Origin of the sequence: Paenibacillus xylanilyticus (assembly GCF_047246825.1) — a bacterium.
Classification (GTDB): Bacteria; Bacillota; Bacilli; order Paenibacillales; family Paenibacillaceae; genus Paenibacillus; species Paenibacillus xylanilyticus_B.
On the sequence record NZ_JBFOLB010000001.1, the window covers coordinates 289,388 to 302,763 of the forward strand.

A 13,376-nucleotide genomic window follows, 5' to 3' on the forward strand; every position below is an offset into this window, starting at 1 on the left:
CAGAAGGAAGGGGGACGTATTCGAACATGCGGTCACGAAAGAAAAAGGTACTGATCCTGCTGATGGCCATGGTGATGATCATCTCATTAGGGAGCACTTATCTTACGAGAGATCGTGGTTCTGGCATCGTTCAGGCACGCGAGGATTTCGAAGCAGTATCAGGTACAGAAGACTCTCGCAGCTATGAGCATTACCTATCTGTTCATGCTGACGCAGACAAGCCGGAGCAGACCATACGGATTGAGGGAGAGTCATTCACTCAGGCGGTGAACGGGGAGTTCGAGATTGTCAACGCGTATGCCGGTTTGGACGGGAAAGCCGTCATCACTCCGGAATCCGGCACAATCAGTTGGGAGGTTCCTGTTCAAGCCAGCGGGTTATACCAAATGCGAATACATTATTATCCTGCTGCAGGCAAAAGCTCAGGGATTGAACGGCAGCTAGAACTGAATGGAGAGGTTCCGTTCAGAGGAGCCGATGTGCTGTTATTTGACAGGGTATGGGGGAATCGCGATGACCGTGTTCGCAGGGACGATCGCGGGAACGACCTTCGGCCACGGCAAGTTGAACAACCAGCCTGGCAGCTGGCCTCTTTTAAGGACAGTGCGGGTTACTTCGAAGAGCCATACCAATTTTATTTTGAAAAGGGAAAACAAAAACTGTCTCTGACTTCGCTGCGCGAAAGCATGGCGATCGATTATATCGAGCTGTACCGGGAAGAGAGCGTTCCAACCTACACAGAGCTGCAGGCTGATTATGAAGCAGCAGGTTTGAAGCCGACGGATCCTGTCATGATCAAAGTACAGGGAGAGGAGGCAGTGAGTAAATCCTCACCAACCCTTGCCCCCATCTCGGATCGCTCAAGCCCGTCTCTGGAACCGTATGATGTATCCAAAATTCGTGTCAACGCCATAGGGGGCCTCAACTGGAAGCTTCCTGGTGAATGGATCGAATGGGATGTGGATGTACCGGAGGACGGATTGTACCAGATTGCGCTCAAAGTGAAGCAGGATCAACTTCGCGGCGTGTATGCCACACGAAGTCTGACGATTGACGGCAAAATTCCTTTTGAAGAAATGAAGCGCATTCGATTCAACTACAGCCCGGATTGGCAGACACGTGTGCTGGGCATGAGTGAGAGTGAGCCTTACCTGTTTCATTTGAAGAAAGGAACTCACCGATTGCGCATGACAGTTACGCTGGGGGATATCGCTCCACTGCTGCGTACAGTGGAATCAAGCGTGCTGGAGTTGAACGAGATGTATCGCAAAATTCTGATGATTACCTCCAATAAACCTGATCCCATGAGGGATTATCAGCTGGAAAATCGCATTCCGGAGATGACCGAGGTTTTCAAGCTGCAGGCAGACATTCTAACATCGGTTGCTGACTACTTGGAGAAGGCGACAGGTGAACAGAGTGACAAGGTAGCCATTCTCCATGCCATGGTTATTCAGTTAGAGGACATGGCGGCAAGACCGGAAACCGTGCCCAAACGTCTGGATACCTTCAAAATTAACGTAGGCGGGTTGGGCACCTGGATTCTCTCCGTACGTGAACAGCCTATCTCACTGGATTATGTCCTGGTATCCTCACCGGATCAGGAGCTGCCGAAGGCAGAGGCTACAATGCTGGAGCAGATGAAACATGAAATGGGAGCCTATGTCGCTTCGTATACGGAGGATTACGACAGTATCGGAAACGTTGAACAAAATAAGGAATCCATTACGGTATGGATTACAACAGGACGCGATCAGGCCCAGGTCCTGAAAGGTCTGATTGATGATTCTTTTACGCCGGAAACCGATATATCCGTTCAATTGCGCCTCGTTCCGCCCAATATTCTGCTGCCTGCAACGCTTGCCGGGGAAGGACCGGACGTTGCCATGCAGATGGGCGAAGATATTCCGGTGAATTACGCCATGCGGAATGCAGCGGCGGATCTGAGTAAATTTCCGGATTTTGAACAGGTTGCGAGCAGATTTCGCGCAAGCGGACTGACGCCATACCAATTCAACAACGGAGTGTATGCCCTCCCGGAGCAGCAGCATTTTCCGATGTTGTTTTATCGAAAGGATATTCTGAATGAGCTTGGCCTGGAGCCGCCAAAAACGTGGCAGGATGTCTATAATGCCATTTCGGTGCTGCAAAAACACAACATGGAGTTCTACCTACCCATTGAGGATACGACGAACAATGCCAACATGGTACCCAACGCAACCTTTGCCATGCTGCTCTATCAGAACGATGGCGAATTTTATTCGGAAGATCAGAAGGAAAGCGCGCTGAATTCGGAAATCTCCATGGACGCATTCAAGCGCTGGACCCAATTTTATACCAATTACAAATTCCCTCTGAAAGCTGATTTTCCAAACCGTTTCCGTACCGGGGAGATGCCGATTGGTATTGCGGATTACACCACCTACAATATGCTGACGGTCATGGCGCCGGAAATTCGCAACCTGTGGGATTTCACAATTGTTCCCGGCACGCAGCTGGAAGACGGATCCATTAGGCATGAGGTGGCAAGTGCCACAAGTGCGGTCATGATGCTGGAGAACGCCAAGAACAGAGATGCTGCCTGGGAGTTCATGAAGTGGTGGACCGACAAGCAGACTCAGATCGAATATGGCAGAGAAATGGAAGGGCTCATGGGGGCAGCGGCGCGTTACCCGACTGCCAATATTGAAGCACTGGAGCAGCTGCCATGGCCGGTTAAGGATTATCAAAACCTGAAGAAACAGTGGGAGTGGGTAGAAGGCATTCCTCAGGTTCCCGGCGGGTACTTTACGGGCCGTCATCTGGACAATGCATTTCGTAAGGTGGTCAATGCCAATGAGAATCCCCGTGAAGCCTTGGCTGATTATGTCCTGTACATCGATGATGAAATCGAGCTGAAGCGCAAGGAATTCAATCTGAAGTAGAGAGAAGGGAGGGTAACGGTTGCACTCAGAAACCACCAAGTCATCCACTGCTCCTGCCATCAACGCAAGGCAGAGCAGCTGGTGGTCCCTATTGAAAAGGGATATATACCGAAGCAGGCACTATTATGTGCTGATGGCACCGTTTATGCTGATCTTTTTCATGTTTACTGTCATTCCGGTTGGCATCTCGCTGGGACTCAGCTTTTTCCACTTCAACATGCTGGAGCTGCCCCGATTTGTCGGCTGGCAAAATTATTCGCGGCTGTTCCTGAACGATGATGTTTTTTTGACGGCGCTTAAAAATACACTGCTGTTTGCCGTTATTACGGGTCCTGTCAGCTATATTGCCTGCTTTCTGTTTGCATGGATTATCAATGAGCTGTCACCCAAAATCCGTGCAATCATGACACTTGTGTTTTATGCACCTTCCATTTCCGGAAACGTTTTTTTTATCTGGTTAATCGTTTTCTCGGGAGACAGCTATGGATACATGAACGGTTTCCTAATGCGCCTCGGCGTTATTCTCGAACCGATTCAATGGCTTTCCAATGAGAAGTACGTGCTGGCCATAGTCATCATTGTACAGCTGTGGCTCAGTCTCGGCACGAGCTTCCTTGCCTTCATTGCCGGACTACAGACCATCGATCGTTCCCTGGTCGAAGCGGGTACGGTGGACGGTATCAAAAACCGCTGGCAGGAGCTTTGGTATATCACGCTGCCTTCCATGAGACCGCAGCTGATGTTTGGTGCGGTCATGCAGATTACAGCCTCGTTTGCCGTAGCCGAAATCTCCATCGCACTGGCTGGTTTTCCGAGCGTTAACTATGCAGCACATACCGTTGTAACCCATTTGATGGACTTTGGAACCATTCGGTTCGAAATGGGCTATGCATCTGCAATCGCAACCGTTTTGTTCGCCCTGATGCTGGGAACAAATGTTTTGACACAAAAAATGCTTAGAAAGATAGGTGAATGACAATGACCAGCAAGGTTCGTGCCGTTTTCGGCATGCCAAGAAGACTCAATCGGTCATTTACCGTCAGTCTGATGCTGTTTGCACTGCTGGGTCTGTTCGGCTCATTTATGGTATTGCCGCTGATTTATACGATCAACAATGCCTTCAAACCTCTGGATGAGCTGTTTATTTTTCCGCCGCGGTTCTGGGTGAATAATCCGACGATGGAGAATTTTGCGGATCTGATCAATCTGATGGGAAACTCCTGGGTTCCTTTATCCAGATACATTGCCAATACGCTATTGATTACGCTGCTTGGAACGGCTGGTCATATCCTACTCGCTTCCGCAGCGGCTTACCCGTTGGCCAAATACCGGTTTCCCGGTTCGAATGTGCTGTTCACCATCGTCATTCTGTCCCTGATGTTCTCACCACACGTCACGTCGATTCCAAACTACATGGTGATGTCCTGGCTAGGATGGATTAACACACATGCGTCCATCATTGTGCCTTCTCTCGCATTCTCGCTAGGTCTGTTTCTGATGAAGCAGTTCATGGAGCAAATTCCGGATGCGCTGCTGGAGGCCGCCAAAATCGACGGGGCGAACGAATACCGTATATTCTGGAGCATCGTCATGCCCAATGTGAAGCCCGCTTGGCTCACGCTCATGATTTTGCAATTTCCGGCATTATGGGGAACAGACGGCGGTAGTTTCATTTACAGTGAAAACCTGAAAACACTGCATTATGCGCTCAGTCAGATTATCCAGGGGGGTATCGCCCGGGCAGGTGTCGGTGCAGCGGTAGCGCTGCTGCTCATGATCGTGCCCATTACCCTGTTTATCATCTCTCAGAGCAGTGTTATGCAGACGATGGCAACTTCCGGTATGAAAGAGTAGAAGGGGGGCAGCAACATATTGAACAGCGTGTGGAAAAAATGCGGATGGCTCACCCTGGGTCTTGCCTGCCTCCTATGCTTTGGAAACGCAGCGTCAACGGCATTCGCTGACGGACAGACGGATGCGTACAACTATTCCTACTGGGGAGATGCGGTACGTTCTCCTGCTGCATATGAGGCGACAGGAATAGTTACGGGCAAGGAACTGGATATTGGTATGTTCAAAGAACCGAACGATATGCACGTCACTGCTGATCAGCGGGTGTATGTGCTGGATTCTGGCAACAGCCGAATTGTTGAGCTGAATCCGGAGATGAAGCTGACAAGGGTTATCGATTCTTTTGATCATGATGGAACGAAAGATCAGTTCAAACTTCCACAAGGACTGTACGTATCGGACAACGGGCAACTGCTAATAGCGGATACGGGTAACCAACGGGTTGTGCATCTGGATGAGCAAGGTCATTTGATCAAAATTGTGGAACAGCCTCAATCCGAGCTGCTAAAGCCTGACTTTCAGTTTAAACCACTGCGGGTTGTTATGGATAAAGGCGAGCGGATCTATGTCATGGCGGAAGGGGTCTTTGATGGCTTCATGGAGTTTAATTCGGACGGAACCTTTGCTTCGTTCATTGGAGCCAACAGAGTCCAGGTTGACCCGGTGGAGTATTTGTGGAAACGGTTCGCAACCCGTCAGCAGCGCAGCCAGATGGTCATGTTCACACCCACCGAGTTCACCAATATGGACATTGACGGAGAGGGCTTCATTTATGCAACGAGTGGAGACAAGACCGGATTACCGATCAAAAAACTGAATGCACAGGGCTTGGACATTCTGAGAAGGGAAGGATATTATCCACCTCAGGGTGATTTGTTGTACAGCAATGAGAAGGGGCCTTCACGTCTCATTGATGTCGACGTTGGGGACAGCGATATGTATTCCGTGCTGGATGCCAATATGGGACGGATCTTTACCTATAACGGAGATGGTTATCTGCTTCACATGTTCGGAGGTATCGGAAATCGGCTTGGACAATTCAACACCCCTATTTCTCTGGAACATGTGGGGGATCGCATGCTTGTCCTGGACAAAGCGCTCGGGGAAATCACCGTTTTTCAAACCACTGAATATGGACGGACGCTTCATGAAGCTGTACGAAGTTATTTCAATGGGGACGAGGAGGGTTCTGCGGCGCACTTTGCCAAAGCAGCTGATCTGAATGCCAATCTCGAATATGCCTACGCAGGCATTGGAAAAGCGCTCTTGCGCCAGAAGGAGTATTCACAATCATCACAATACTTTAAGCGAAGCATGGAAAGAGAAGGGTATTCCAAAGCGTTTCTCCTGTATCGAAAAGAACTGCTCCGCGAGCATTTTTCATGGATCATGTCCGGAGTGTTACTGGTCATTGTCATGCTGGTGATCGCATTTATGGTTCGCAGACAGAGAAAGGGGAGCACACATGCAAGCATCAAGTAGACAGCTGATCCAATATCCGCTTCATCTTATTTTTCATCCATTTGACGGGTATTGGGAGCTGAAATATGAACGAAATCAGAAAACAACACTGATGATCGCATGGATCATTCTTGCTGTGCTGATGCTGACAACGATTCTTCAGGCCCAATACAGCGGTTTCCTGGTCAATTTCAACAATCCGAAACGACTGAACAGTCTGATGGAAATGGTCTACGTCATTGTCCCCGTGCTGTTCTGGTGCACAGCGAACTGGTCGTTAACCACCCTTATGGACGGTGAAGGCAAATTTTCTGAAATCTTCATGTCCACATGTTTCGCATTGGTTCCGCTAATTTTGATACAGTTTCCCTGGATTTGGTTAAGTTTGATCATTTCCAGTCAGGAAACCGCCTTTTATTATTTCTTTAACATGGCTGCCACGGCCTGGACGGTATACCTGTTATTTGTCGGCAATATGACGGTGCATCAATACTCGCCCGCCAAAACAGTGCTGACCATGCTTTTGACGCTGGTTGCCATGGCATTCATGGCCTTTCTCTGCCTGCTGTTCTTCAGTCTTGTGCAGCAGATTGTGTCCTTTGCAGCCACCATCTATCAGGAACTTGTACTCCGGGGCTAAGGAAGGAGAATGGAGATGAAATATGACTTGGCCAAAAAAATGATCGTAATCCTGCTTGCATTCGGCCTGTTTCTTGGCGGATGTCAGTCCGATTCTGCACCTGTAACCAGAATGTCGGCGAATGCAGATGAGCAAGCGGAAGTGCCTGTGCTGCCACCTGGAGAGAAGCTGGCATCGTCTTTCAGTGATGCCCGTCTCCCGGATATGCTCGGGCTCGTTCAGAATGATCAGCTGCAGCTGCTCATCCAGGAGGATACAGCCGAAATTGCGGTAGTTCACAAGCGGAGCGGGCAGGTCTGGCGCAGCAATCCCGAGGAGCGGAATCTGGATGCGCTCGCTGCAGGAATTAATAAGGACCTGCTGTCGGCGCAGGCCAAACTCACCTTCTATAACAGCCTGGGACAGAGCAGCTCGGTCAATTCCTATACCGATAGTGCAGCCCATCAACAGATAAGCTACGAATTGATACCAAACGGTGTTCGGGTGAATTACCAGTTTGGAAGTGATGAGAGCTCAATCGAGGATCTGCCTGTCAAAATCAGCAAAGAGCGCTTCGAGCAGAAGCTGCTTGCTTCTCTCGACAAGGCCGGGCAGCGGGCTTTGAAAATTGGATATGCTCAGGATAAGGATGAAGATATTTATGTTCGGAACGACAAGGCGCTGCAAGGGCTTCAGCTAACGCGTGCCCTGAAGGCTTTTGAAACAGCCGGATATACTTCTGAAGACCTCGAACTGGACAATGCCGAGCACGGAATTGAGCAGGAGAAAAGCGGACCCCGCATGTTTATGGTTTCCATCGAATATGAACTGGACGGGGAAAACCTGGTTGTACGTGTCCCGGCAGCAGGCATCCATTTTCCAGAGCAATATCCGATTAACAGCATTTCTGTACTGGATTACTTCGGGGCAGGCGCAGCGGATCAGGAAGGGTCCCTGTTTGTCCCTGACGGCTCAGGAGCACTCATTCATTTCAATAATGGAAAGGTTCAATATCCTGCCTATCAGCAGGACATTTATGGGCCGGATCTAACAATGAAGCTTCGGGAAGTGGATTCCTCCGAGGAAAGAGCCAGGCTGCCGGTATTCGGCCTCATTCGTGAGGGCGGCGCATTTCTTGGCATCATTGAGGAAGGCGCGGCAGCGGCCGTTGTGAATGCAGATATCAGCGGAAAGCTCAATAGCTACAACAATGTGTATCCGAGCTTTTACCTTGTAAACAAGAGTGATATAACACTTCAGGCCAGCGACATGGTACGGACACTTCCCAAGTTCCAGAAGAAGCCGACCGCATCCGATTTTGTCGTTCGCTATGCCTTTGCTGGAGCAGAGAAAGCCTCCTATTCCGGTCTGGCTTCCTTATATCGTGACTACTTAATCCAGACGAATGGTCTTCCTGCGAAGCGAACGGCGGAGGGGGAAAAAGATATTCCGTTTTACTTGAAGCTTATCGGCGGAATGACGACCAAGAAACATGTGTTGGGCATACCTTACGACTCCACTGAAGCGTTGACCACCTTTGATGAAGCCCGTCAAATCTTGTCGACCCTCAAGGAAAAACAAGTAACCAACATTCAAGTTCGGTATGCGGGATGGTTCAACGGGGGGCTTCAACACCAGATGCCGGATTCCATCCAAGTGGATGGAGCCATTGGAGGACGAAAAGGCATGCAAGCCTTTAGCGACTATGCGCGTGAAGAGGGGATTGGCTTTTATCCCGATGTTGCTTTACTCAATGTACATTCCAAGAAAGGCTTCAGTCCTTCCAAGGAGGCTTCACGCACACTGACACAGGAACCGGCACTTCTGTATCCCATGGACCCGGCAAGACTGCGGCGTGACCGGGATCGACTCCCGTCCTATATCCTGTCTCCGCATTTGTTAATTGATGTGACTCAAGACATGTTAAAGGCTCTCCAACCCCTTCAGCCAGGTGGATTGTCCCTTCGTGATCTCGCTGGGCAGCTGAACAGCGATATGAATCCGAAAAAACTGATGGATCGTACAGGAGCACAAACTGCTGCCACCGAAACCTTGAAGCAAATTGCACAGCAAGGTATACCCGTTGTAGCGGAAGGAGGCAATGCTTATGCCCTGCCCTATGTGACAGGTCTGACGGATGCACCCATGTCCAGCAGCCGCTTCAAATTGGAGGATGAGGAAGTCCCGTTCTTCCAACTGGTTACACATGGAGGGATCAGCTATACGGGAGCTGCCTACAATCTGTCAACGTATACCGATGCGAGGCAATATGTGCTCAAGCTCGTGGAGTACGGTGCAAGTCCTTATTTCACTTGGTTTAACGCACCGAATCATGTTGTTAAGGAAACAGATTACGATGATCTGTATGCTGCACATTATGCGCAGTGGATGGATCTGGCAGCCGAAATGTATGAAGAGGTCAATCAGGCCAATCGCCCATTCGCAGACTCTCACATGGTTTCACACGAGAAGCTTGCTGAAGGAGTGTACCAAACGACTTACGAAAACGGCGGCTTCACGGTAGTGAATTATAACGACTTCCCAGTGCAGGCAGCAGGCCAGACCGTGGAAGCCAAAAGTTATGTGACAGGTGGTGAGCAACTCTGAAAGCGTTATGGAGAGGGAAGTGGGGGCGTCGAACCTATGCCCAGCAAAAGGCCGCTTGGGGAGTCATCTATGTGCTTCCCTGGCTTGTCGGGTTTGTACTGTTTTTCTTTGTTCCGCTGCTGGCTTCTCTGCGTTACAGTTTGAGCTCCATCCAGGCAAACGCGCAGGGCATATCCATCCAGTTCACGGGTATTGCTAACTATATCCAGGCATTGACGGTAAATACGAGCTTCAACCGGGCGCTTATTGAATCCATAACGGATGTTTTGGTCAATGTACCGCTGATCGTCATCTTTAGTTTGTTTCTGGCTGTGATTCTCAATCAGAAATTCCTGGGTCGGGCGATCGCGCGCTCCATCTTTTTCCTCCCGGTTATTCTGGCATCGGGGGTCATTATGTCACTGGAAAGCACAAGCCTGATCGAGGCTGTAAATCAGAACAGTACTGGCGGCAGTGCTTTGGGTACGTTTGAGCTGGAAAGCCTGATGCTGAACGCCGGGCTGAGTGAGTGGATTGTGACATATTTGAGCGGGGCTGTAGACCGCATTTATCAGATCGTTAGTCAGTCGGGTGTCCAAATACTGATTTTCCTGGCTGGCATCCAGACCATATCACCTCAACTGTATGAGGCATCCAAAATGGAAGGTGCTACGGGATATGAAGCCTTCTGGAAAATTACATTTCCGATGGTCAGTCCGCTTATTTTCGTCAACGTCATCTATACCATTGTGGATTCGTTTGCCAACAATGCCATGACAACGCTTATTCGGGATACGGGTTTCGTCAAATTCGATTTTGGATTAAGCTCAGCCATGGCGTGGGTGTATTTCGTGGCCATTGCCATCATATTGGTGCTCGTATCCCTCATTTTCTCCAAACGAGTCTTCTATCAAGATTAGAAAGGGGGTTGTTCGGATGATAATATCCAGACTGTTTTCACTTGAGCAGTGGAAAAGCTGGCTGTGGTCCATCGTGCGATTCACACTGATTGCCGGGCTATCCTTCGTGATTCTGTTTCCAATATTTCAGAAAATATCAACGTCCATCAAGGATAAGAGTGATTTGTATTCAGCCGTTGTGGTCTGGATTCCGCAGAATTTCTCCTTTGATAATTTCCGGGAGGCTATTCGTGTCATGGATTACTGGGCAACACTGTTCAATACATTTGCGTTATCCGCAACAACGACCATTTTGACAACGCTTTCCTGTGCACTTGCTGGATACGGGTTTGCCCGATTGAAATTTAAAGGCAGCAACCTGTTATTCGCCGGAGTCATCCTGACGATACTGGTTCCACCAACCACGATTCTCATTCCGGTGTACCTGAATCTGAAGAGCTTCGATCTCATGGGACTGATGACACTTCTTTCCGGCAAACCCGTGAATTTGCTGAATACATACTGGCCGTTTATCCTGACCGCCATTACAGCGAACTCACTAAAAGCAGGCTTGTATATTTTTATCTTCCGCCAGTTTTTCAGGGGAATTCCCAAGGAGGTAGAGGAGGCAGCTTACGTCGATGGTGCAGGCATCAGTCGTACGTTTGCACGCATTATGCTGCCTAACGCCATTCCGTCGATCGTTACGGTGCTGCTCTTTTCCTTTGTATGGCAGTGGAATGACAGCTTTTATACAACAACGTATCTGACATCCAGTAAAGTCATGTCAACCCAGCTTTCTTCCCTTCCTTACAATCTGGCCCAGCAGGTAAGCGATGGAGCATCCAAAGCCGATCCATTCTATCTAAGCATGATTCAGGATACAGGTATTTTGCTGGCGATCTTGCCTTTGATCATCATTTATCTGTTTGTACAGCGTTATTTCGTTGAAAGTGTAGAACGTACCGGAATCGTTGGATGACATATAGTCCAACTAGAGGATATTTACACTGGCACTCCGTTGACAGAATAACCTTCCGATCGCTGTTATCCCCAGATTTTTTGATTCCCTTCTCCAAAGGGAAAAATCCGGGGATAAAGGCGACCTCTTCGCTTCTCCAGGTTTCTTCTGTCCTCTCCGTTATAGTGTAAATGTTTAGTTGAACACATATAGGTGAGGAGGTGGTGCCGTCTGTTTCAAAGCTTCACAATTTAAAATAAAGGAGGGATAATATTTGAAAAGATTGCTGATAGCATTTAAATGTATGCTCGTTCTTGCTTTGCTGTTGTCCATTACTCCACTCGGGTCGGGACGCGCGGAAGCTTGGGTCGGCATGCCAATGGGCAAGCTTCACGTAAATGGAAAGAATCTGGTTAACAGTAATAATCAGCCCGTCGTACTGAGTGGTTGGCATCAGCCCTCAGGTGCTTATTGGACTTACCAGAACAGTAACTATTATCTGAATCTTCATGGCAATAACCGCCATGCTGCCACATTGGCTTATCTAAAAGACATTACGGATACATTCACAAGTACGAGTCCAAAGTACGGAAGCAGCCACGGCTGGAATATGAATCAGATTCGTCTGTTCATTGACCGTGAGGATATGGGTGACGTAGCAGCAGGCACTTACAATTTTGCTGGTGTACAAACGGTAACGCAGAATGTCATTATCCCTTATATACAATATGCAAAAACAAAAGGCGTCTATGTTACGCTCGGTCTCGACTTTACATTGAAGGATGACCAGGCTACCACCTCAGCCAATCTCCAAAAGTTTAACGAGATCTGGGGTTATCTTGCTTCCCGACCGGAGATCAAAAGTGCAGACAACGTACATTTCGAGCTGATTAACGAGCCTGTAAAATCATATGCGAACGGGCATTGGGGCGGCTACAACGGGGAGAATGACTTCGTGGACCACTGGAACGACCTGCGTAATTTCCAGAACTCCATCATATCCACAATTCGCAGCAAAGGTGCTGACAATGTGATCTGGGCAGCAGGCCTCGGATACAATCAGTTCTACAGTTTGACGGCGAGCCATCCTCTAACAGATCCGCTGAACAACTATGGTTATGCGGTTCATTGGTATCCGGGATATGGTGCCCATGACAATATGTCGATTCTGCAGGATCAGTGGAATACGAATGTGAAGGCTGCGGCCGATAAATATCCAATCAACATCACCGAAGTAACATGGTTCAAAAAGAAAGCGGGAGATTCGGAATACTGGAATCTGTTCAACGGCAGCAATGAAGGATTTGGAAACAATACGAAGACCATTTTCAACGCAGCTGGAAATGTCAGCATTGCAGCACACATGAACGGATTTATTTTGGATGCTGGACAACGTAGCTCCTTTGCCGACCCTACAGCAGGCCTAAAATGGGATGGCGATGCTTCACGGAGCGCGATGGGAAGGTTCCTCTTCGAATGGTTTTATGAACGTGCACAAACCTACCCGAACGGCGGCAATCCGTCAACCGGTCTGATCCCGGGTGCGACCTATAAGATTGTAGCCAGACATTCGGGGAAAGTAATTGATGTGCCGGGCGGGGTGAATGAGAACAATCTGCAGCTTCAGCAATGGTCCGATCTGGGAGGCAATCCTCAAAAGTGGGTCCTGAACCAGATTGCGGGTGGGATCTATAGTTTGACGAGTGTGAATTCGCCCGATAAGGTCATCGACATTCGGAATGGAACCAGTAACAATGGAGAAGCGGTTCAGCTTATGAGCAATTTGAATACCACAGCGCAGCACTTCAAAATCAATGATCTGGGCAATGGGTATTGGAGTATTATAAACGTTAACAGCAATAAAGCCATTGAGGTAACAGGTTCTGCGACGACAGATGGTGCAAAATTGCAGCAAAATACCTTTACCAATGCGACCAATCAGCAATGGAAGTTTGTTGCAGTCAATTAAAAAGCATGTATAAGTAAGGACCTTCAAGCCATGATTTGGCTTTGGAGGTCCTTACTTGTACTCAGGAGAGGAGTGAAAATCAGCAAAACATTGAAAACTAGCTTGC

At 48.8% G+C, this 13,376-nt stretch carries 9 protein-coding genes; all 9 read left to right on the forward strand.

Going from position 1 to position 13,376, the window contains the following annotated elements; translation table 11 throughout:
* Nucleotides 1-26: 26 nt before the first annotated feature.
* On the forward strand, nt 27-2,924 hold the full coding sequence (locus tag AB3N00_RS01285; RefSeq protein WP_413032933.1) for an extracellular solute-binding protein: 2,898 nt from the start codon (nt 27-29) through the stop codon (nt 2,922-2,924).
* A gap of 58 nt (nt 2,925-2,982) precedes the next feature.
* Entirely contained in the window at nt 2,983-3,900 is a 918-nt protein-coding gene (locus AB3N00_RS01290) for a carbohydrate ABC transporter permease (protein WP_413035158.1), read from the forward strand.
* Between the two features lie 2 nt (nt 3,901-3,902).
* Entirely contained in the window at nt 3,903-4,778 is an 876-nt protein-coding gene (locus AB3N00_RS01295) for a carbohydrate ABC transporter permease (RefSeq protein ID WP_413032934.1), read from the forward strand.
* Between the two features lie 15 nt (nt 4,779-4,793).
* A complete protein-coding gene (locus AB3N00_RS01300; protein ID WP_413035159.1) occupies nt 4,794-6,257 on the forward strand; it encodes a hypothetical protein in 1,464 nt (487 codons plus the stop codon).
* Entirely contained in the window at nt 6,241-6,876 is a 636-nt protein-coding gene (locus tag AB3N00_RS01305) for a Yip1 family protein (protein ID WP_413032935.1), read from the forward strand. The genes AB3N00_RS01300 and AB3N00_RS01305 overlap by 17 nt, the downstream gene beginning before the upstream one ends.
* 15 nt (nt 6,877-6,891) lie before the next feature.
* A complete protein-coding gene (locus AB3N00_RS01310) occupies nt 6,892-9,462 on the forward strand; it encodes a DUF5696 domain-containing protein (protein WP_413032936.1) in 2,571 nt (856 codons plus the stop codon).
* Nucleotides 9,459-10,361: a carbohydrate ABC transporter permease gene (locus tag AB3N00_RS01315; protein ID WP_413035160.1), complete on the forward strand. Its 903-nt coding sequence runs from the start codon at nt 9,459-9,461 to the stop codon at nt 10,359-10,361. The genes AB3N00_RS01310 and AB3N00_RS01315 overlap by 4 nt, the downstream gene beginning before the upstream one ends.
* Nucleotides 10,362-10,377: 16 nt before the next feature.
* The gene (locus AB3N00_RS01320; RefSeq protein WP_413032937.1) at nt 10,378-11,322 is read left to right on the forward strand and encodes a carbohydrate ABC transporter permease; all 945 of its coding nucleotides are present in this window, start codon (nt 10,378-10,380) and stop codon (nt 11,320-11,322) included.
* 253 nt (nt 11,323-11,575) lie between these two features.
* Nucleotides 11,576-13,270: an RICIN domain-containing protein gene (locus AB3N00_RS01325; protein ID WP_413032938.1), complete on the forward strand. Its 1,695-nt coding sequence runs from the start codon at nt 11,576-11,578 to the stop codon at nt 13,268-13,270.
* Nucleotides 13,271-13,376 lie beyond the last annotated feature (106 nt).